Source organism: Bacillota bacterium, from assembly GCA_024653485.1.
In the GTDB taxonomy this organism is placed as follows: domain Bacteria; phylum Bacillota; class SHA-98; order UBA4971; family UBA4971; genus UBA6256.
The window spans coordinates 284989-306547 of record JANLFY010000001.1 but is presented as its reverse complement, the minus strand read 5'-3'; the positions used below and the strand labels follow the sequence as shown (position 1 = coordinate 306547).

The 21559-nt window shown below is 62.6% G+C and carries 15 protein-coding genes and 1 pseudogene; 4 read left to right on the top strand and 12 right to left on the bottom strand.

Going from position 1 to position 21559, the window contains the following annotated elements; translation table 11 throughout:
* Positions 1-106: 106 nt before the first annotated feature.
* Together NUW12_01255 and NUW12_01250 are read right to left on the bottom strand one after the other, a co-directional pair.
* Entirely contained in the window at positions 107-2605 is a 2499-nt protein-coding gene (locus NUW12_01255) for an HAD-IC family P-type ATPase (protein MCR4401399.1), read from the bottom strand.
* 31 nt (positions 2606-2636) lie between these two features.
* Complete coding sequence (locus NUW12_01250) at positions 2637-3413, bottom strand: TrmB family transcriptional regulator (GenBank protein MCR4401398.1); 777 nt, start codon at positions 3411-3413, stop codon at positions 2637-2639.
* A 285-nt stretch (positions 3414-3698) separates the two neighbouring features.
* On the opposite strand from NUW12_01250, the gene NUW12_01245 reads away from it, so the two are divergent.
* The gene (locus NUW12_01245; protein MCR4401397.1) at positions 3699-4955 is read left to right on the top strand and encodes an amidase domain-containing protein; all 1257 of its coding nucleotides are present in this window, start codon (positions 3699-3701) and stop codon (positions 4953-4955) included.
* A 99-nt stretch (positions 4956-5054) separates the two neighbouring features.
* Here the strand turns inward: NUW12_01245 and NUW12_01240 are convergent, their stop codons facing one another.
* Positions 5055-6494, bottom strand: coding sequence for a phosphomannomutase/phosphoglucomutase (locus NUW12_01240; protein MCR4401396.1), 1440 nt, complete (start codon positions 6492-6494; stop codon positions 5055-5057).
* 591 nt (positions 6495-7085) lie between these two features.
* Between NUW12_01240 and NUW12_01235 the strand changes: the two genes are divergently transcribed.
* Positions 7086-7217, top strand: coding sequence for a cell wall metabolism sensor histidine kinase WalK (locus tag NUW12_01235; protein ID MCR4401395.1), 132 nt, complete (start codon positions 7086-7088; stop codon positions 7215-7217).
* A 106-nt stretch (positions 7218-7323) separates the two neighbouring features.
* On the opposite strand, the gene NUW12_01230 is transcribed toward NUW12_01235, so the two are convergent.
* Positions 7324-8469, bottom strand: coding sequence for a hypothetical protein (locus NUW12_01230; GenBank protein MCR4401394.1), 1146 nt, complete (start codon positions 8467-8469; stop codon positions 7324-7326).
* Between the two features lie 397 nt (positions 8470-8866).
* On the opposite strand from NUW12_01230, the gene NUW12_01225 reads away from it, so the two are divergent.
* Positions 8867-9631 carry a hypothetical protein gene (locus NUW12_01225; protein ID MCR4401393.1) on the top strand — a complete coding sequence of 255 codons (765 nt, stop codon included), beginning with the start codon at positions 8867-8869 and terminating at the stop codon, positions 9629-9631.
* Positions 9615-10355, top strand: coding sequence for a DUF3108 domain-containing protein (locus NUW12_01220; GenBank protein MCR4401392.1), 741 nt, complete (start codon positions 9615-9617; stop codon positions 10353-10355). Before NUW12_01225 ends, NUW12_01220 begins: the two co-directional genes overlap by 17 nt.
* A gap of 75 nt (positions 10356-10430) precedes the next feature.
* Here the strand turns inward: NUW12_01220 and NUW12_01215 are convergent, their stop codons facing one another.
* The 8 genes and pseudogenes from NUW12_01215 to NUW12_01180 form a co-directional block, all read right to left on the bottom strand.
* The gene (locus tag NUW12_01215) at positions 10431-11441 is read right to left on the bottom strand and encodes a DMT family transporter (protein MCR4401391.1); all 1011 of its coding nucleotides are present in this window, start codon (positions 11439-11441) and stop codon (positions 10431-10433) included.
* A gap of 78 nt (positions 11442-11519) precedes the next feature.
* Positions 11520-12995: an Asp-tRNA(Asn)/Glu-tRNA(Gln) amidotransferase subunit GatB gene (gene gatB, locus NUW12_01210; GenBank protein MCR4401390.1), complete on the bottom strand. Its 1476-nt coding sequence runs from the start codon at positions 12993-12995 to the stop codon at positions 11520-11522.
* Entirely contained in the window at positions 12988-14586 is a 1599-nt protein-coding gene (gene gatA, locus NUW12_01205; protein ID MCR4401389.1) for an Asp-tRNA(Asn)/Glu-tRNA(Gln) amidotransferase subunit GatA, read from the bottom strand. The genes gatB and gatA overlap by 8 nt, the downstream gene beginning before the upstream one ends.
* Positions 14587-14651: 65 nt before the next feature.
* A complete protein-coding gene (gene gatC, locus NUW12_01200) occupies positions 14652-14945 on the bottom strand; it encodes an Asp-tRNA(Asn)/Glu-tRNA(Gln) amidotransferase subunit GatC (GenBank protein MCR4401388.1) in 294 nt (97 codons plus the stop codon).
* A gap of 69 nt (positions 14946-15014) precedes the next feature.
* Positions 15015-17051 (bottom strand): NAD-dependent DNA ligase LigA, encoded by a 2037-nt coding sequence (ligA, locus tag NUW12_01195; GenBank protein ID MCR4401387.1) that lies wholly within the window; start codon positions 17049-17051, stop codon positions 15015-15017.
* Positions 17052-17283: 232 nt separating this feature from the next.
* Positions 17284-19560: a DNA helicase PcrA gene (gene pcrA, locus NUW12_01190; protein ID MCR4401386.1), complete on the bottom strand. Its 2277-nt coding sequence runs from the start codon at positions 19558-19560 to the stop codon at positions 17284-17286.
* Between the two features lie 117 nt (positions 19561-19677).
* Positions 19678-20255, bottom strand: a pseudogene (locus NUW12_01185) (DUF4276 family protein).
* Positions 20245-21519: an AAA family ATPase gene (locus NUW12_01180; protein MCR4401385.1), complete on the bottom strand. Its 1275-nt coding sequence runs from the start codon at positions 21517-21519 to the stop codon at positions 20245-20247. The pseudogene NUW12_01185 and the gene NUW12_01180 overlap by 11 nt, the downstream one beginning before the upstream one ends.
* Positions 21520-21559 lie beyond the last annotated feature (40 nt).

Genomic DNA, 21559 nt, shown 5'->3' with positions numbered 1-21559 from the left:
AGCCCGGCGGAGGGCCCGGCCCGCCACGCGTCCGGCGTTCAGACTTTGAAGGGACGAAGGTGAAGGCCGCGTCTGGGAGCTGGCGACCATCGGATGGTCGGTCATTCTAGTCGGCGGTTCCAGGCGCGGCAGGTTTGGCCCTCCGTCCCCGAGCAAGCCCCAGGAATTTCCCTACTTCCACGATGATGAGCAGCGCCACGGCAAGACCGAAAACCATGAGCCATTCACCGGCTGAGAGCGGCACGATCCCGAGGACGTTGCGAATGGCTGGAACGGCTACCGCGCCCACAGCCAGCAAGAAGCCGCCGGCTACCGACGCGAGTAGCGGCCTATTCGCCAGGAGGTGGCCGGTATGGAAGATGCTCCTTCTCATGCTACGGTAGGCGAAGACGTACACCAACGAGATGACTGCAAGCGTAGCGAACGATAGGGTGCGTGCGAGCCTCAAGTCGTGATGGACGAGCCAATAGTGGCCGAACATCGCGAGGCATCCCGCCGCGGCGGTGATGCTGATGGCGGCTATTAGTCCGATGCCGAGCCTCCCCAGGATCGGCTCCGAACGAGGCTTCGGTTTCTCGCGCATTATGCCTTCCTCGGCGGGCTCGAAACCGAGCACGATATCGACCGGGCCGTCGCAAATGAGATGTATCCACAGGATCTGCGCGACCACGAGAGGCGCGGCCCACCCCATGATCATGGCGCCGAAGATCAGGAGTATCTCGGCGAACGAATTGGACAGCGTGTACGAGACGACCTTCTTTATGTTCTCGAATACCACGCGCCCCTCTTCGACCGCAGCTACTATGGTCTTGAAGTTGCTGTCCAGGAGTATGAGATCCGCGATCTCCTTTGCGACGTCCGTAGCACCACCGACGACCACGCCAATGTCTGACCTCTTGAGAGCGGGCGCATCGTTCACACCGTCCCCCACCATCGCGACTACCTCTCCGGTCCCCTGAAGCGCCGCCACTATCCTGAGTTTCTGACGCGGAGATATCCGAGCGAACACCGCGATTTCGCGGACCCGCGACGCAAGCTCCGCGTCGCTCATGGCCTCGAGTTCCTGGCCATCCACGGCACCGCCGGGCGGAACCTCGAGGCCCAACCTCCTCGCCACGTGGATCGCCGTGCGCTCGTAATCGCCTGTGACGATCTTGATCTGGATTCCCGCGTCGCGGCATGTTCTGACCGCATCCGCCACCTCCTCGCGGATCGGATCCTCGATCCCCACCAGACCCGCCCACGAATAGCCTCCGCCGGACGTTTCGAGCGCGTCGTCGTCTCCTTCCTTGACAGCGAGGCCCAGCACCTTCAGTCCTTCGTCCGCCCACGATTCCACTACCTGGGATATCTCGTCCCTATGTGCAGCTGGAAGGCCGCACATGGCGGCCACGACCTCTGGGGCGCCCTTGACGAACGCGACACGCCTGCCCTCCACCAGGTTCACGGTGCGCATGTACTTCGTCTCGCTCGAGAAGGGCTCCTCGTCGACGCGGGGCGCCAGCCGGACGATCGTCTCCATATCGGAGGCGCCGTTTGCGCGAGCAAACTCCCAGAGCGCGACCTCGAGCGAGTCCTCAAGGTTGTTACACAAGACGAGGGTCTGGATGGCGCGCTCCGGCAGGCGGAAGTCGGTGCGCGTCACAGCCATTAGGCCCTTCGTGAGGGTGCCTGTCTTGTCCGTGCAGATCGTCGTGACCGATCCGAGGGTCTCCACGGCGAGAAGCCTTTTCACCAGGCCTTCTCTCTTGAGGATACGGCGCATGCCTATGACCAGGATGACCGTCACCGCGATCAACAGGCCTTCCGGAATGGCCGCAATGGCCAGAATGATCGCCACGCGCACCATTTCCAGGGCGGGCTTTCCGGCAGCCACGCCGATGAGGAAGAGCGCCGCGGTGACTCCGATGACGATCCGCGTGAGAGTGCGGCTGAACGCGGCCAGCCTTGCCTGGAGCGGCGTCACCCTCTCCTCGCTCTCGGAGAGGCTTGCTGCGATCTTGCCGAGCTCGGTGTCCTTTCCGGTCCGGGTCACCTTCATGATTCCCCGACCCGACAGGACCGACGTGCCCATATACAGCTGATTCCTTCCCGGATCCTCCCCTTTGAAAACCGGCTCGCTCTCGCCCGTCAGTATGGCCTCGTTCACAGACATCTTCACGCTTTCAAGGACCGTGCCGTCGGCGGGCACCCTGTCGCCCGCTGCGAGGATGACCACGTCCCCGGGCACGATCTCGCGAACCTCGACGTCCCTCCTCACTCCCGCCCTTACGACGGTCGCGGTAGGCTTGACCAGCTTGCGAAGGCCTTCGTATGTCTGCTTCGCCTGCTGCTCTTGGATGAACCCCAGCATGGCGTCGAAGACCACTACGGCCATTATGATGAAGAAATCGCCGTACTCCTTCAGAATGAGGGACACGATGCCCGCCCCGAGGATCACGTATACAAGCGGGCTTGCGAACTGAGACAAGAAGATGGCAAGCCGGGATGGCTCTTTCCGCGACGGAAGGACGTTCAGCCCGTACTCTCTCTGGCGTTCTTGCACCTCTTCATCGGACAGTCCTTGGAAATGGCCGAAGTACGCCTCGATGTTCTGCACCGCCATGGTCTTCTCTCCTTACCCGCTGAGCAGCGCCTCATTCTCCGAAGATCGCCTCGCGTTCTTCGGGACTCAGCGCCGCCCAAAAGTCCTTTCCTAGCCTCTCCGACGCGCGCTGGGTGAACATCTCCTGCCAGATGTACTGCCTGGCTATGAACACGAGGTGCGGATTGCCGGTCCACACAGCCGTGTCATCGGCGTCCGTGCCGCCGACCAATGCCTGTGAGCCATCGGCCACCACGACTATGCTCTTGCCCAACTGCTGGAAGGCGCTCTCTGCTTGGGGGTGGTGCACGATCGTGCCGAAGTCGCATTCCGCGTCGCCGGAGAGCAGCACCCTCACTCGCACACCCCTTTCGTGTGCCTCACGGAGCGAGGGCATGAGGTCCACGAGGTTTCTGTCACCCACCGCGAGCAGTAGCTCGCCTTTCGCACCACCTATCATGTCCCGCGCCTTGCCCAGGATTGCATCCCGTCCCTCTATGTTCCAGGCCTGATCGAGCGGGATGAGTGTCTCGTATCGTGCCAGGCTTTCATGAGCAGCGTCTATGGCCTCCTCGTACCTGTGACGCATGTTGTCCAGCAGTGCGTTCACAGGAATGGGCGCATATCTCGTGACGTCACCGTGCTGCAGCGTGAGCACGGCTCCTTTGTTCACGAGTCTGCCCAAAGCCTCGTACACCATTGAGCGGGGGATTCCCGCTTCTTTGCTGATTTGGTACCCGGTAGCGGGACTGGCCCTCAATAGCGCTACATACGTCTTCGCCTCGTATTCGGTGAACCCCAGGGATGCCAGAGCCGCGAGGGCATCCACCGCATTCCACCTCCTTGCCCGCATAGTATTTCTACTTACAACTACGTTGTTCGTATGTGAAACACTATCCTCAGTCTACAGAGCGAGCGCAGCGTTGTCAACACCGAAAGTCCGGCGAAATGCGATGGGCGGCGACGGCGGGGGCTGGCAGCGTCCAAAGCCGCTTCGTCACGAAGAGCGGCACGAGCGGGTGCACCATTCCCGTTCGCCATGTCATCGTTCTCCGCGCTACGGGTGACACTATGCTTTGTTCGAACAGCATCGCGAGAGGACGGGAAGTGGCAAATGAGAGGTCCTGCGAATCCCCGCCGGCCTCCGATGCGCCGAAGCGTGCGCACGTGGGTCCTGATCGCCTCAGCGCTCGCCTTGGCGGCCGCGCTAGGGGCAAGGCTCTCGTCCCGGGGCCCGTGGTCGTGGCTGATCGACCCGCAGCGCCGACCCGCGGCGCGAGCGGTCGTATCTGCCCTAAGAGAACTATTCGACGCGCGCGCGGCCGCGCTGGTGCGGGGCGACCTCGCGGTGATCGAGCCGTACTATGACGTTGCCGGTCCAACGGACGCGCGCAGGTATCTTGAGCACGAGGCCCGAAAGCTGCGGTACGTGCAGGCTTGGGCTGCGAAGCGGGGCGTCTTGATCACTGCTGCGCGGGCTCATCTCCAGGTGAAATCCATCGCGCTCGGTCGGCAAACGGCGAGCGCCGCTGTGTGGCAAAGTCTTGCCGTCCGATACAGGCCTTCTTCACGACCTAGCGCAGCGGACCACGTCTTCAGCATTCGCACTCGCCATGAGATCACCCTGGTTCGTCGAGGCGAGAAGTGGCTCGTCCGCTCGGACGAGTACACGGATCCCCTCGGGGAGGACACGCTCTCGCCCGAGGTTGCGCCGGCGACATCCGTCGAGCCTGCTGATCCCGTCGACTTCGTTCACTCCATTCCAACATCGATCGGCGGCGGGCACATCGGGTCGTCCGCACAGTCCGCTGCCTCTCCTGGGACAAAACGCGGCCTGTACGACCGCGAAAAGGCCGTAGCCTACGCGGACAGGTACTGTGGGGTCATGATCTCGCCGCGGATGGAGTTCGGGTACAATCCTCGGTACCGTGATCACACAGAGACCGGGGGAGACTGCACCAACTTCGTGTCTCAGGTCCTCGGTGACAGCGAAGCGGGTGGCATCCCGCATGACTCGACTTGGCATTACGACTACGCTTCCGGACGTGGGAGCGAGGCGTGGGTGCAGACGGACGCCCTCGCCGCCCACCTCACGGAGAGCGGCACGGCGCGACTCCTGGCCCGGGGCTCATTCCGTGAGGTCCAGGAGCCGAGTCCGCGCTTCCCCAAGGGCGCCTTGGGCGAGCTCGAGCCGGGTGACGTCATCGGGTATGAGGAAGAAGGAGAGATACAACACTTCGCCGTGGTTACGGCGAAGGACCCATCCGGCTACCTACTGGTGAACACTCACACCGCGGACCGCTACCGCGTGCCCTGGGACCTCGGATGGGACAAGGACACCGTCTTCTGGATCTTCAAGATAGTGCGCTGAGATGGCTCGGCCGCGCCGCGTCCCGGTCCCGCCACCGCCGCGCTCCTGCCGAGCTTCGCCTCGTGCTGCGTCAGCTCTCCCGTCACGCCGCCCATCGGCCTAATTGCCCTGCACAAGCCCGAGTTCAAGGGCTGCTCGCACTTCCCGGGACACCGCGGTCTTGATCTCCTCGAGCGCCTCAGGACTTTCAGCTTCGAACCTCAGTACCACGGCGGGCTGGGTGTTGGAAGCACGCACTAGACCCCATCCCTGCGGAAATCGGATCCTCGCCCCATCGATGCGGTCGACCTCGTACATCCTCTCGAACGCCTTCGCCACGCAGTCCACGACCACCCGCTTGACGTTCTCGGGGCAGTCCATTCGGACCTCCGGCGTATTGTACCTCTTCGGTAAGGTTCCCACCAGATCTGCAAGGGTTCGTGACGATCGTGACAGGAGGTCCAGGAGCCGCGCCCCCGCGTACACGGCGTCGTCGAAGCCGTAGTACGTGTCAGCGAAGAATAGGTGGCCGCTCATCTCCCCCGCGAGGAGCGCTCCCTCCTCTTTGAGCTTCGCCTTTATCAGCGAGTGTCCCACCTTCCACATGATCGGCACGCCTCCAGCCTTCCTTACCTCATCGAACAGCGCCTCCGAGCACTTCACTTCGCCTATGATTTTCTCCCCCGGGCGCGTCGAGAGGATGTCCCTCGCAAACAAGATCAGAAGCTGGTCCCCCCACAGAATGGTCCCGTCCGCCGCGACCACGCCTATCCGGTCGGCATCGCCGTCGAAAGCTATCCCGAGCTCCGCACCTGTCCTCTTGACCTCCTCGACGAGCGCCTTGAGATTATCGGGAACGGTGGGATCGGGATGATGGTTCGGAAACCTCCCGTCGGGCTCTGAGTAGATCCCCGTGACATCGTGGCCCAAGGACCTGTATAGATCCAGCGCGACCGTGTTTCCCGTGCCGTTTCCCGCATCCACCACCGCTTTCACCCGTCTTCTCGCGCCGCCGCCACACCCGAGGCTGTTCGCGATGGTTCTCACGTACCCTTCGTTGACCGACAGAGACCGACGGGTCCCTGTGCCCGCGGCGAAGTCGTGGCGAACCATGATCGCCTTGACTTCCTGGATGGCCTCGCCGTATATGGTCGTCTTTCCGAGACATACTTTGAACCCGTTCTCGTCAGGCGGGTTGTGGCTCCCCGTGATCATGACCCCCCCGGCGACATCGAGGTGGAAGAGGGAGAAGTATAGAACCGGCGTGGGCACGAGCCCGATGTCAATGACGTGCACACCGCAGTCGGTGAGCCCCGCTGCCATTGCTTCCTTGAATGCTGGGGAGCTCAAGCGGGCGTCGCACCCAAGCGCGGCCACCGTGACGCCCTCTCGTCTGTACAGCGTGCCGATCGCCCGTCCTAGGGAATAGACGAAGGCATCTGAAAGGTCGCGCCCTACCACGCCACGGACGTCGTACTCTCGGAACACGTGGTCCGGTACTTCTACTGCGGGCGACCGTGACCCAGGCCCTTCACGCTTCTGATATGTTCCTTGTGCCACCGTAAACCACCACATCCTTTCCCGCACGACATCAGGGCCAGCCCACCTGGGACGCCCTCCGGTGGGAGAGCGCCTCCTCGAAAGACCCTCTTCAGCGCAGACGAACAAGACACGTTGACCGGGACACACGACCGATAGTCCGTGCGGACTGCGCATGCCGTATTGTCCTTTGACGCAAGTGCCAGTTGTCCTTCTATGCCGACAGGAAGCGCGTCGCATGCCCTGCTAGCCTGCATCGAACCTAGCGTGCAGCCTTGAGACCGGACCCAGCGTGCAGCCTTGAGAGGATCTTGACACGCGGCTCAAGACGCGTCCCACAGCTTCCGCGCACCACGAAGCTGCGATCTTCTCGAAAGGAGGTGACAGAATGTGTCCCAGTCAAGCATACGCATCATGATCGTTGGAGGTACACTCGTCGTCACGCCAGCGCTTGCGAGTGTCGCTGGCGGGGTCCTCGCCCAACAGGCCAGCGCTCCCCTGCCGCCGTGAGGCCCGCGCTCGCCGTTCTGCTTGCGGCGCGAGTCGCAGACAGGCTCGTCATGAGCGCAAAAGAGCTCGCAGCTGCAAGGCGGACAGGCAAGTCCTTCGCCGATGTTGCAAGAGAAGAGGGTCGGTCTTGCCATCATCAAAGGCATCGTGGAGGCACACGGGGGCCACATATGGGTGGAAAGCGAGCCCGGTCAAGGCGCGACCCTCACTTTCGCCCCTCCGGTAGCGCCTTGACCGGGCGTGTCTTCCGCTGCCGAACGTACCGTAAGCGCAGCCTGCCTCTCGTCGGTGCCGGCGGCGCGCGACCCTTGGCGCGGTCCTCCGCCTCCAGCCCACCTCTTCAGCTTCCTTGCCTGGGATCCGAAGGCTCGGTTCGTTCCTCCGCGGGATGCGGCGGAGCGACGTATTCGGCGGGCTGAGCCGGCTGGGTCGGTGCCGGCGCTCCCCCGACAGGCGGCATCGGGCCCCCGCTCTGCGGTGAAGGCGAGCTCCCATGCTGTTGCGCCTGCCGAGGCCCGAACCACGGTCTGTTGGTTCCGAATCTCGTGTCGAGCACTGCACCCAGACCGATGACGGCCACCAGCACGAACACGACGGCGTTGATACCGGGCACCAGGCCCAGCGCCGCGAGGACGAGCACCCCTATGATCACTCTGACCAGTATCGTCATGTTCGCCCTCGCAAGCCGTCCGACCCTGTCTCCGACGACCACTGCCACGGCTGCGTGGCCCAATGTCGCAGCGGCCACATAGAACAATACCCAAATCGGTATCAGCGGTATCCCCACGATAGTGATGGCAAGGAGTATCATGCCGGGCACGAACAGCAGCCAAGCCACGAGCCCCACGAGCACAGCGCGCCCCAGCCTCGTCTCGACGGCAGCTCCGACGGCCGCCGTATGGTCGGGCCACAGAGCGACCACCACTAGCGCTAGCACCAGCGCGCCGACAAGACGCGCGAGCCACCCGAACGCAAGGTACGCGCCTGACATTCGCCAAGGCCTCAACAACCTCGGCCAATTCATGCCCCGGAAGTTGAATCTGAACGGAGCCGCTCCGCTCGTGGTGCTACCACCGACGACTGCGCCGGGCGATCTCCGCACCGACCCTCCGACGCTGCTCACGTCCCCGCCCACTCTCGCATTCTCCCCGAGGATCACGGACGAGCCTATCGACACCGCATCTCCTTCCACTACCCCGTTGACCTCGACCACAGACCCGACGGAAACGGCGTCTCCGGTCACGCGTCCGTCCACCGTGACCCTATTGCCGAGGGACACAACGTCCCCCTCGACGACCTCGTCTGCGGCCACGTGAATGGGGCCGCCGAACACGACCTGTGTTCCGTCTCGCCTTTCCTGCGCAAGCGCTGGTCCGGCCATACTCAAGAGGGCTTGCGCCACGGCCAAGACAACGGCGGCCGCGATTGCCCCAAAGCGGCTCGCCGCCCTCGGCCCCGACGTGTTGCGCTGGGTCCTTACGTCCATCTTCCACACCCCTCATCCACTCAATAGTGTTCTCCAGATTCCCGCGCGACTCTCGTGCTTCTCGCTTGTCTCACGACACGCCTCGCCGCCCGCCCTTTCGCGAGCGCTTCACCCCTTCACGGCTGGTTCCAAGCAACTTCGCCAGACCGCTGCAGCCGTCGCGGGATCGGCCCGGCTCCGAAGGTCAGCTTACCATTGTTTGACCTCACCGTCCAGCTTTTTCATGAATAGTCTACGAAAAGGACGGGCGAGCGATGACGAAAAGGCCCGGACGACCGAACGGTGCGCAGGGTGGCACTGCCCGGGTGTCCGCGGCCGTACGAAAAACGCCGCGCCAAGGAGGGATGTCTGAAAGTCTGGAGAAGATGACTTGCAGGCTTCCTCCGGGGGTGATCATATGCCGAGCGGATCCATTTGGGACAGCGCCCTTACCGTTCTCAGAACGCTGACTGTTCCCGGCTCCGCTGTCGGAGCGGGTCTTGCCGCGATAGCCCTGGCGTTCTTCCTTAGTATGAGGAAGCACAAACTCTCCAAACAGCAGGTCGCCGGAGGCGCTCTCGGGTTCGCGCTCGGTGCGGCGTTGTTCGCGCCGTCCATAGCTGAGGTTCAAGTGCCGTTGCAGTCTCTCGCGACACGCTGGGCCATGGCCAACCTGGCCACCGCCAACACCGTGGTCCTATACACCCCCGCCATCCTCCTCACTGGAATCGTCCAGGAGCCGGCCAAACTCCTTGCCGCCGGTCTCGGGGTGTGGGCGGTCAGGAGCGGAAAGCGTGCAGCCGCTCCCATGTTGGGCGCTATCGCGGGCGCCGGGTACGGTGGAATGGAGGCCGCGGTCATCCTGTCGTATGCTCTGGCGGTCGCGCCGTCCGGATCGTTCCCGTGGCTGGCCGCGGTGGAACGGGCCAGCGCGGTGGTGTTCCACTTGAGCCTGCCCGGCATAGTCATGTTCTGGTGGACGCGAGGCGCAGCACGCGGGCTTGTCAGCCTGCTCGGAGCGGTGCTCGCGCACATCGCTCTCGATTTTCTGCCCGTGCTGTTCGCGGCGGGCATGGTCGGATTGGCGTTTGTCGAAACCGTGGTAGGGATGATCTCGCTGGCGCTCTTGGCGTACCTGGTATGTTTGGTGAGGGGGGCTGGACACGATGAACGGAAGGTCTGAGCGACGGACGAAGCCGGCGATGGCTGTGGGTCTTGGACTGACAGTGGCTGTTGCGCTTCTGGCTGCCGTCTCCGTCGGATGCAAAGCGGGGCAGGGTCTCGAGCTCGTTCCCCCATGGGAGATCGGAGAGGTCAGCCGGCTGGAGGTTCGCAGAGGGGGGAATCTCGTGGTCCAATGGGAGCTTCGCGTGGAAGCCGAGGACTCCCAGGTCGTGCTCGTGTCGGAGCAGAAAACCGAGGGGTATCGCGAGCGCTGCTCGGTCTCGGCCGATCCAAGGTCGCTAGTTCCGACCAGGACGCGGTTCGAGCTGGACACGGCTCAGGGGAGGGTCACTTACACAGCCGTGTACGCGGACAAGGACGTGGTCATAAGCGCCGAGGCGCCCAGTGGTCCGCAGGAAGTGAAGGTGAAGCTGCCCGCGCGACCTTACTACGATAACGAGGAGTTCATCATGGTGCTGCGCGCTCTGCCGCTCGCAGCGGGCTTCAAGGCCACTCTCAACGATGTCGTAACCCGGACAGCATCGAAGGCCGCCGTCACTGTGCAGGTGGTCAGAAAGGAGAACGTGACGGTGCCCGCAGGCACGTACGAGGCGTGGGTCGTCGAGCTCAAGGGCACGTCCCAGTTCGCGTGGATCTCAACGTCAGCCCCGCACGAGCTGGTCAGGTACGAAAACAAGCAAGCGGGGACCGTGAGCGAGCTCGTGGAGTACAAGCGGCACTGAGGAGACTCAGTGTGTCCTCAAGATCCGGATCGTTGACGTCTCATGCACGTCTGGCAACGAGCTCCGACTCCCTATCTACCGGTCGGAGGCGCAGTTCTGATCCTCCCGCTCCACCCTTAGGTCTGAGTCCTGCGTGGCTTGCGCGGCGCTTGGGTGCTTGCGTGGGAACTCCACTTCGGACACGAGCATGCCCGCTAGGATGAGAGCGGCGCCTGTCTGCTGGGCCGGCGCTAGCCGCTCCCCCAGGAGCAGCCACCCGAACAGCCCCGCGAACACGGGCTCCGTCGCGAACACGATGGCCACGTGTGTCGGACTGGTGAAGCGCTGGGCGACGTTCTGGACGAAGAACGCCGCCGTCGTTCCGAACAACGCAAGAAACACGGTGCCTCCCAGGTCTCGCGCAGACACCGGCATCTCCACGTGCTGGCCGAGCGCGAGCGACCGCAGGCCTACGACAGCGAAGGCGGAGGCTGCCACCGTCGCGAGTTGCACCATGACCAGAAGCGGCACGTCGAACATCGGGGCGAACTTTCCCACCGCCACGATGTGAAGGCCGAACGCCACGGCTCCCACGAGAACGAGGAGATCCCCGATCTCAAAGAGAGGGCCGCCGCCCGGCCGGAGAGTGAGAAGCGCGAGGCCAACCGTGGCACATGCCACACCTACGACCGCTGAGCGCTCGGGCGGCCTCCTCAGGATGACCGTGGACAGGACCGGCACGAGCACCACGGAGAGCCCGGTGATGAACCCTGCCTTCGAAGCGCTCGTATGCTCGAGGCCGAGCGTTTGAAAAGCGTATCCTACGAACAGCGCGAGGCCCACGAGGACGCCGGCTCTCACGAGCCTCAGTGTGATACGCTTGAGCCTGGGTGCGACCGCCGCCGCCATGAGCGCGGTCGCCATGAGAAACCTCACAGCCACCAGAGCGTCCGCGTCGACCCTGGCGACAATGTCCTTCACCACCACGAAAGTGGCGCCCCAGATGAGCGTCGTCACAATGAGAGATCCATCGGCGACCCACTGCCGATGGACCGGGTTGGCCCAAAACCGCCTGAGAGTGGGATGGTCACGAGATTCTTCCCGCACGTCGCGTCCTCCTGGTTCCTGTTCACTCTGTCGCTCCACGCCGCCCGTCTCGTTGTTGCGAAGCCTTGTGGTCTCGGCTCAGCCCGGAAGGAGCCTCTCTCGGAGCAGCCTGTTCACGGCCTGGGGATTGGCCCGGCCGTGCGTCTTCTTCATCACCTGGCCGACCAGAAAGCCGATCGCCCGGTCATTGCCTGCCCTCACTCCGTCGGCAGCGTCCCGGTTCTCGGCCACTACCTCGTCGACTATCCTCGCGAGCTCGTCTTCGTCGGCAATTTGCACAAGCCCTCTCTCCGTGACGATCCGCTCCGGCTCCTTGCCTGTGCAGAACATCTCCTCGAAGACAGTCTTCGCTATCTTGCCGCTGATCGTTCCGTCATCCATCATCCTCAACATGGCCGCAAGCGCGCAAGGCGCCACACGCACCCGCCGTATTTCGGTATCGGTCGCGTTCATGAGCCTGGCGAGCTCCCCCATCACCCAATTGCTCACGGTTTTCGCGTCTTTGCCGTACGCCTCGACGGCGGCCTCGAAATAGTCCGCGAGGTCCTTCGACTCCGTGAGGATGGCCGCGTCGTACTCCGGTATCCCGTATTCCCTCGCGAACCTCTCGCGCCGATCGCCAGGAAGCTCGGGAAGGGTGCCTCTCACCGCCTCCACCCACTCCTCGTCGATCTGGAGAGGAACGAGGTCCGGGTCCGGGAAGTACCTATAGTCGTCCGCCTCCTCCTTTCGCCTCATAACCACCGTCACCTGACGGGACTCGTCCCAGTGCCTGGTCTCGCGCTCGATGCGCTCTCCGCGCGCTAGGGCTTCCGCCTGTCGCCTGTACTCGTACGCCAGGGCCTTCTCAACCGCTCTGAAGGAGTTGAGGTTCTTGAGCTCTACGGGGGTCCCAAGGACGCAAGACCCTTTCGGCCTCACCGAGATGTTGGCGTCGCACCGGAGAGAGCCTTCCTCCATCTTGCAGTCGGATACGTCCAAGTAGCGGAGGATGCTCTTCAGCGTGGAGAGGTACGCGTACGCCTCGGAGGGTGAAGTGATGTCCGGCTCGCTCACGATCTCGAGGAGCGGCACTCCCGTACGGTTGTAGTCCTCCAGCGAGAACCTGGACCCGGTTATCGTTCCGCTCTCATGCACGGACTTGCCCGCGTCCTCCTCGACATGGACGCGCTTGATTCGCACTCTGCGTCTCAGGCCGTCCGCGCAGACTTCTACGTGCCCACAGGTGGCAAGGGGCAGGTCGTACTGGGATATCTGGTAGTTCTTCGGCAAGTCCGGATAGAAGTAGTTCTTCCTGTCGAACTTCGAGAAGCCCGCCACTTGGCAATTCAACGCGAGCGCCGTCCTAATGCCGAACTCCACGGCTGTTCGGTTGAGGACGGGCAACACGCCCGGCAGCCCCAGGCATACAGGGCATGTTTGGCTGTTTGGGGGAGCGTTGAACGCCGTCGAGCACCCGCAGAACAGCTTGGACTTGGTGGAGAGCTCCACGTGGACCTCAAGGCCGATCACAGGCTCGAATTGGGGAGCGTCAGCTCCAGTCTTCTCAGGCACCTTGGGCATCCTCCTCACGTCCGGACGATCTCCGGGGACGGCCTTCCCTGGAACCTCCGGAGCCAGCCTCTCCATGAGACCCGCCCCGTGCGCCCGCTTCATCCGCACATGCGCACCCTCCTCGGGACTCCCGAAAGGTGGGCTTTGGCTTGTGAAACCCCGCGGCCTGCTCGAAGGCGTACGCCACACGCAGCACAGTGCCCTCTCCATAGTGCTTCCCGAGGATCTGAAGACCGACAGGCATCCCGTCCTCGCCGAACCCACACGGGATCGACACCGCAGGTATGCCCACTAGGTTCGCGGTGACGGTGTACACGTCCGATAGATACATGGCGAGCGGGTCCTCGGTCCTTTCCCCGAACCTGAACGCCACCGTCGGCGAGGTGGGCGAAACCAGGCAGTCGCACTCCTCGAAAGCGCGATCGAAGTCGCGGGTGATCAGGGTCCTCACCTTTAGCGCCTTGAGGTAGTATGCCTCATAGTACCCCGCGCTCAGCGTGTAGGTGCCCAGCATGATCCTGCGCTTCACCTCAGCTCCGAATCCCTCGCTCCTCGTCCTGACCATCATGGACACGCAATCGGAGGACTCTCGGGACCGGTAGCCGTATCTCACGCCGTCGTAGCGTGCAAGGTTCGAGCTGGCCTCGGCAGGAGCCACTATGTAGTACGTGGCGAGGGCGTACTCTGAGTGCGGGAGAGACACGTCCGCCAAGATCGCCCCCATGTCCTGGAAGGTCTTGAGCGCCGCTCCGACGGCCGCCCTAACCGCCGGCGACATACCGTCCCCAAAGTATTCCCTAGGGACACCTATCCTCAACCCGCGGACATCCGGCACAAGAGCCTTCAGATAGTCGCAAGGCTCACGGGGAACGGATGTCGAGTCCCTCGGATCGTGGCCCGCTATGACACTCAGCACGAGAGCGCAGTCGCGCACGTCTTTCGTCAAAGGCCCTATCTGGTCGAGTGACGAGGCGAACGCGATGAGACCGTACCTCGAAACCAAACCGTAAGTGGGCTTGAGGCCAACCACGCCGCAAAACGACGCGGGCTGGCGCACGGAACCCCCTGTATCCGACCCCAGCGCAGCGACGGCCTCATCCGCCGCGACCGCGGCCGCACTGCCGCCGCTCGACCCGCCGGGCACTCGTCCTAGATCCCAGGGGTTCCTGGTCGGAAAGAACCCAGAGTTCTCAGTGGACGATCCCATGGCGAACTCATCCATGTTGGTCTTTCCAATTATCACGGCTCCGGCGCTCTCGAGGAGACCTACCACCGTCGCATCGTACGGCGGCACGAAGCCTCTGAGGATCTTCGAGGAACACGTGGTTTCGATCCCCTTCGTGCACATGTTGTCCTTGAGGGCAATCGGGATTCCCTCGAGGGGTCTTGCCGGCTCCCCCCGTGCGAGCCTCTCGTCCGCAAGTCGCGCTTTCGCCAGCGCGCGCTCCCTCGCGACCGTCACGTAAGCGCAGACGGACTCATCGACCTCGGCTATCCTGTCAAGAGAGGATCTGACCACTTCCTCTACGCTCGCCTCGCGCCGCCGGACCACGTCTCTAAGCTCATGCGCAGTGAGTTCACATGCCCTCAACGAAGACCATCCGCCTTTCCAACACGCAAGACCGTCGTTCCGTCCGAAGCCTCGTCCGGGTCCGCTCAATCTGCTTCCAGCACCCTCGGCACCCTGAAGAAGCCGCCTTCGCGGTCAGGCGCGTTCAATAGCGCATCCTCCCGGTCGAGAGGCGGGCTGACCTCATCGTCTCTCAGCACGTTGCGAAGAGGAACCGCATGGGCCGTCGGGCTTACGTCCTCCGTGTCAAGCTCATTCAACTTCTCGACGTACTCGACTATCCGTGACAGCTGCCTCGCCATGTCGGCCTTCTCGCTCGGGTCGAAATCGAGCCTCGCCAGCATCGCCACGTGGTCCACAGTAGCCATAGTGATCTTCAAGCATCATCCCCCTCCGACATCCCGCTGCGGGACCGGTCGTCATTCCAAGTCTGCCCAGGGAGCCCACGGTCATCCCTCTCCGAGAAGCGCTTCGAACCCGCGCTCGTCCAGGACGGTCACGCCGAGCTCGCGGGCCTTGTCGTACTTGGAGCCAGGGTCCTTGCCGACCACAACGTAATCCGTCTTTCTGCTCACACTGCTCGACACGCGGCCGCCTCGAGCCAATATCGCTTCCTCCGCCTCCTTGCGCGTGAAGCGCTCGAGCGTGCCCGTGAGAACCACCGTTTTCCCCGTGAACGCGCTTGCGCGCTGCGACACAGACCTCTCCGTTTCTTCCTTCATGTTTACGCCTGCTTCGGCGAGTCTTCGCAGAGTTTCTCTGTTCCGGGCTTCCCTGAAGAAGGACAGCACGCTTTCTGCGACCTTCGGCCCTATGTCAGGCACTCCCGTCAATTCCTCGTACGTGGCGGCAGCAAGTCTGTTCATCGTTCCGAAGCGCTCGGCGAGGTCACGCGCAGACCGCTCTCCCACGTGACGGATCCCCAGGGCGAACACGAGGCGGTGCAGCGGGCGGCTCTTGGACCTCTCTATGGCTCCCATCAGGTTCTCCGCGGATTTCCTCCCCATTCTCTCGAGGCGCGCGACGTCTTCCAGTCTGAGATGGTAGATATCAGCCACCGTCTTGACGAGGCCGGACTCTAGGAGCTGAGCGACCAGTGAAGGCCCCATCCCCTCAATGTCCATGGCGTCTCTCGAGGCGAAATGCAGGATGCTCTCACGTACCTGAGCCGGGCAGCCCATTCCGCCGACACACCGCGACGCGGCTTCGCCGTCCAGTCTTATCACGTCCGCGCCGCATTCAGGACACTTGGTGGGCATGCGGAACGCTCGCTCCCCTCCGGTCCGGCGCTGGGTAACCACCTTGACGACCTCGGGGATCACGTCGCCGCCCTTTTCCACGACGACCACGTCACCAATACGGATGTCCTTGGCCGCAATGATGTCCTCGTTGTGCAGAGTGGCGCGGCTCACGGTTGACCCCGCAAGCTCCACGGGCTCCAACAAGGCGACGGGCGTCAAGGCTCCCGTCCGGCCGACTTGCACGATTATGTCGCGCACGACCGTGGTGGCCTGGCGGGCGGGGAACTTGTACGCCACCGCCCAGCGCGGGCTTCGTGCGGTCGCCCCCAAGCTGGCCTGCTGAGCCAGGGAGTTCACCTTGATTACGACTCCATCGATCTCGTAGTCGAGAGCATCCCGCTGCTCGCCCCAAAATGCGCAATACTCCACGACTTCATCGACGCTGAGACACAGCTTGGTGTTGGGGTTCGTGCGGAACCCCGCTTCCCTGAGGAGGCTCAAGGCATCGAGATGCGTGCGAGGCGCGTCCTCCCCCGCGCCGCTCAAGTGCCCGATGCCGTACACGAAAATGTCCAGCGGCCGGGCGGACGTCACCTTGGGGTCGAGCTGACGCAACGATCCCGCGGCGGCGTTGCGTGGGTTTGCGAAGAGCTGCTCACCGGCAGCCCGCCGCTCCTCGTTCAGCTTGTGAAACTCGCGGCGGACCATGTATACCTCCCCGCGCACGTCAATGCTGAGCGGACGATCGAGGCGAAGCCGCATCGGGATCGACCTGATCGTCTTGAGGTTGTGCGTAACGTCCTCGCCGGTGGTGCCGTCACCGCGCGTGGCTCCGCGAACGAACCTGCCATCCTCGTAGGTGAGGGACACCGCAAGGCCGTCGATCTTGAGCTCCGCCACGTACTCGACACGCTCTCCCCCGAGAGCCTTCCTTACCCTGGCATCGAACGCCCGGATTTCCTCGAAAGAGTATACGTTGCCCAAGCTCATCATGGGAGCTCTGTGAACGACCGGCGAGAAAGCCGCGGCCGGCGCTGCGCCCACTCGCTGAGTGGGCGAGTCGGGCGTGACCAAATCAGGATACGCCGCTTCGAGCTCGGCCAGCTCACGCATGAGGCGGTCGTATTCAGCGTCTGAGATGACCGGATCGTCCAGGACGTAATACCGGTAGTTGTGGAACTCTATTTCATCGCGCAGCTTGCGAAGCCTGCCCTCTATGTCCAGCAACCCACCCGCCTCGTTCACGCCAGTCCGCCTCCTTGTTCCTTCCCCTTTCCGCCTTCCGCCCTTCCCTCTTTCATTCTCTTCCTGCACTTCGTCGCATGGGTTCCAAAGCCGGGCTCCGCCCACCCGCCACCTTCTCGTCGTCAGTCAGCTCTCCAAAGAGGTCGCCCGCCGGCCCTCGCCAAGGTCCCGACGCCGAGGTTCCGCCGGTCTGCAGAGAAGCCCATACCGAAAAGACCCACGAAAGCACGCCTCATCGCTCAGGCTCAATGGGCGCGTAGGCCACCGCCAGCCTCTTGACCCCGAGTGACTCGAATTCTACGGTGATTATGGCGGACCTGCCTTCGCCTTCCGCAGTCAAGACGGTGCCAACCCCCCACTCCCGGTGCTTCACCCTGTCTCCAGGGTTATATGAGTGCGCGGGCACAGGTTCGCCCGGCGAGGGTCGTCCCATCGCAGCTGCGTCAACGCCCTCGTTTGACTGGTGGCCAAGGTCCCTCGAGCGCCGCGGATCGCAACCGTCGCTCTTCTCGTTCCAGGTAGATAGAGTGATAGTCCTCCTCACCAGTCCCCAGCCCACGCCCGGCCTCGTTAGCACCTCGCGGCACAGGTGTTCGGGAACGTCTTCGAGGAAGCGGGATGGGTCGTTCACCACGATCTCCCCGTAAAGCAGGCGTTGTCTTGCCCTGGTGAAGTACAGACCCTCCTTTGCCCGCGTTATCCCCACGTAGCAGAGTCGACGCTCTTCCTCCAGTTCGTCCTCGTCGTCAAGGGTTCGGGCGTGAGGAAACAACCCTTCCTCCATGCCTACGAGGAACACCACGGGGAACTCCAAACCCTTTGCCGAGTGGAGCGTCATTAGAGTGACGCCCTCTTGCTCCTCGCTCAGCAGATCGACGTCTGTCGCGAGCGTGATCTCTTCAATGAACCCTGCAAGCCCCCTGTGCTCGCTGTCCCTCGAGTCGAACTCGCGCGTCACCGAGAGGAGCTCCTTGATGTTCTCAGCTCTCGTGTCGGCTTCGACCGTGCGCTCTTGCCGGAGAGCCTCGATATACCCAGACCCGTCGATGATCCTCTTAGCGATCTCAAAGACCGGTAGGGTATCCGCGACCTCAGCCAGGCCCCGGATGAGGGACGCGAGTTCCGAAAGGGCTGTCCGCGCCTTCGACGTGACACCCGAGACCGCCCCTTGCGCGTCGTCCAGCGCGAAGGCGAGCGGCACTCCCGCCTCTCTGGCATATGTTACGTACTTCGCGAGGGTTGCTTCACCCACTCCCCTTCTGGGCACGTTCACCACCCTTGACAAGCTCACGAGGTCGTCGGGGTTCAGGACTAGCTTGAGGTAGGCGAGGATGTCCTTGATCTCCTTCCTTTCGTAGAACCTGAGCCCTCCTACCACCTTGTAAGGCAGGCCCATCCCCAAAAGTGTCTCCTCAAACACCCTGGACTGCGCGTTGGTGCGATACAGGATCGCGAAATCCTTCGAGCGCCGCCCCCTCCGCAGAGCTTGTTCTATCTCGGAAGCCACGAAAGAGGCTTCGTCTCGCTCGTCCCAGGCCTCGTAGTAGACGGCCTCATGTCCGCGGCCGTTGGCGGTCCAGAGGTTCTTCTCTTTGCGGGACCGGTTCCTCGAGATCACCTTGTTTGCTATGTCCAGTATCACCTGAGTCGACCGGTAGTTCTGCTCGAGCTTGATGACGGTTGCGTCTGGGTAATCCTTCTCGAACTCGAGTATGTTACGGATGTCGGCCCCTCGCCATCCGTAAATCGACTGGTCGGGATCGCCGCACACGCATATGTTGCGGTGTTCGGCAGATAGCAAGTTCACCAGTTCGTACTGGGCATGGTTCGTATCTTGGTACTCGTCAACGAGGATGTACTTGAGCTGCCTCTGGTACCACTGGAGAACGGTTGGATGCTCCTTGAACAATCTAACCGTCTCGACAAGCAGATCGTCGAAGTCGAGACCTGAACTCTCCCGCAAGACACGCTGGTACACACGGTAGGCGCGCGCCACCGTCTCCTCCCAGAACCCGTGCGCCCGTTTCTCGTATTCCTCTGGGTCAATAAGCTCGTTCTTGGCGCTGCTCACCGCAGCGAGCACGCTCTCCGGCTGAAATCTGGTCTCGTCGATGCCGAGCTCCTTCAACGCTCGCTTCATGGCCGACTTCTGATCGGCCTCGTCGAAGATGGTGAACCCCGTCGAAATGCCCAGCTTATCGATGTCGCGTCTGAGCACTCTTGCACAAAATGCATGGAAAGTGCTCACCCAGATGCTGCGGCTCCACGGCCCTACGAGGCGCGCGACCCGGTCGCGCATCTCGTTGGCGGCCTTGTTGGTGAACGTCACTGCGAGGATGTTGTCGGGGAAGACCGCCCGCTCACCGATGAGGTAAGCGATGCGGTGCGTGAGCACGCGGGTCTTGCCTGACCCCGCGCCCGCCAATATGAGCAGCGGCCCTTCGGTGTGGCAGGCCGCTTGCCGCTGAACGGGGTTGAGATCCGCCAGAATATCGCAAGGTGCTTCCATGGATTGCCCTCCTGCAAGCATTGTAGCGCAGGCTGGAAGGCAAGACAAGCCGCAAAGGAGGGCGTCATTCTTCACGAGAGGCTGCCCAGGAGATCGAGATTGTGGGGGCAGCGGTCCTCAGGACCCGACAATCGTCCGCAAGCCCGCATGGAATACCTGAAAACTCTTGGAGCAGTTCCGCGCTGGGTCCATGAATCGTGCTATGTCGTAAGCCACCTGAGCCTTGGGCATCCCGCCAGGGTAGTAGCGCGCCCGTTGGAGCTCGCGTTCAAGCGCTTCCCATGCCCCCCGCGAATCGCATCAGGATTCCTGTATTTCGCTCTTCGATCCAAGGTGCACGACACTCTGGGGTATGCCTGGTGAATCGCTTGTGCGTCGCCAAAGAACCACGATTCGAGCTCCTTGACGGCGATGCGAACCAGCGCCCGGACCCCGGCTCGCGAGGCAATTCTCGTAATCGTGCCCTTCAAATCCAGGCAGTCGTCCTCATCTTGATCGACAAGGATGCAGATACACCAGTCCGGGGGCATCCATCTCGCATAGCCAGCGAGCTTCCCGGGCAGCTTCGAGAGCAAATCAGGCTTGCCTTGATGGGGGTGGATCTCGAAGGTGACCTGCTCCGGGAGCATCCTGGGGAGCAGGCATCGCAGCACTCTCTCGACGGAATACTCCTCCACGAGGAACTCAATATGCATGCTTGCGCTCGCCTGCCCCCGCGTGCGCGCTGTGGTCTCGGTTCTGCCGCTTGAGTGGGTCGCCGACCCTGAAGTGGCCCTCCATCCACAAAGCTCCGAGCATCGCACCGTGCTGGACGAACTCCTTGATGCCCTGCATCTCCGACACGCGGTATGCCCGTGCATAACCGCTGTCGTCTCTCTCAAGAACCCAGAGTTCTTCCGGCTTCAACGCATCCACGAAGAAAGGTGAGTGAGTGGAGATCAAGACCTGAGACCTCCCTGAGACGTTTCTACATTCCTCTGCAAGAGTTCGGAGCAAGCGAGGATGAAGGAAGTTCTCAGGCTCCTCTATACCGAGAAGCGGCACAGGATCCGGGTCATACAGGAGGATCAGATAAGCCAGCATCTTGAGCGTCCCGTCGGACGCGTACCGCGCGAGAAATGGCTCCGCGAACGGAGCGTCCTTGATACGGAGCAGGAGCCGACCGTCTGGCATGGATTCCGCCGTCACTCTTTCCAGGCGGGGAACCCGCTCGGCGAGGATGCTGAGTATCTGCGACAGCCGTTCCGGGTGTTGTTCACTCAGATATTGAATGACGTTAGGCAAATTGTCCCCCGTCCGACTCAGCCGCTCATTGGGACCCGCCTCCGGAATGCCGCGTATCTCATTGGCGTTGAGATAGGATAGGTACCACCCCTGTATGAAACTTCTCAACGCCATGACCCGAGGGTTCTCCGCAAGCTGCCCTATCGCGTTGACCGCTAGCAAGTCCTCCGAGGCAAGCTTGAACGGAACTCGGGTGTCACTCGTTTCCGGCTGTTCCCCTGTAATGACCTGACCCTCGCCTCTGGCACAATCGAGGAAACGGAAGGGCCTGCCCCGGCTCCCTCGCGTCCATTGCAGCCACTCCTGAGCGACGAACGGTCCTCTTCGAGACTCATCGATCGAAAGGTGATACGTGATGAGCTGGCTTCTTGGCGCCTCACGGTACTTCAGCTCCAGCTCTATGGGACCAGATGCGTCTCTGCTTCGAAGCTCCTTAAAGCGACCGCGCCTATCCCACGCCTTACGGAGACCTTCACCAAGACATTCAGAAAGGAACCCGAACACGTCAAACACTGTGGACTTGCCGCTACCATTCGGGCCGAGGAGCACGGTCAAGGGCGTCAAGTCTTTGAACTGCACGTCCTTGAAGACACGATAGTTCTTGATCCGGACGCTGACTATCCGGGGAGGTCCCGGAGCGTCATCAAAGCAGTCTGAGCTACGCCCGACGGTCATGACGATACCTCCACAAGGGCCCCGCATACTCTGACACGAT

What these genes read in the sequence shown, in the direction of transcription:
- NUW12_01220 (MCR4401392.1), top strand. Translation starts at nt 9,615, where the DNA reads ATGAACGGAAGGTCTGAGCGACGGACGAAGCCGGCGATGGCTGTGGGT.
- NUW12_01225 (MCR4401393.1), top strand. Translation starts at nt 8,867, where the DNA reads ATGCCGAGCGGATCCATTTGGGACAGCGCCCTTACCGTTCTCAGAACG.
- NUW12_01180 (MCR4401385.1), bottom strand. Translation starts at nt 21,519, where the DNA reads ATGACCGTCGGGCGTAGCTCAGACTGCTTTGATGACGCTCCGGGACCT.
- pcrA (MCR4401386.1), bottom strand. Translation starts at nt 19,560, where the DNA reads ATGGAAGCACCTTGCGATATTCTGGCGGATCTCAACCCCGTTCAGCGG.
- NUW12_01255 (MCR4401399.1), bottom strand. Translation starts at nt 2,605, where the DNA reads ATGGCGGTGCAGAACATCGAGGCGTACTTCGGCCATTTCCAAGGACTG.
- NUW12_01230 (MCR4401394.1), bottom strand. Translation starts at nt 8,469, where the DNA reads ATGGACGTAAGGACCCAGCGCAACACGTCGGGGCCGAGGGCGGCGAGC.
- NUW12_01245 (MCR4401397.1), top strand. Translation starts at nt 3,699, where the DNA reads ATGAGAGGTCCTGCGAATCCCCGCCGGCCTCCGATGCGCCGAAGCGTG.
- NUW12_01235 (MCR4401395.1), top strand. Translation starts at nt 7,086, where the DNA reads ATGTTGCAAGAGAAGAGGGTCGGTCTTGCCATCATCAAAGGCATCGTG.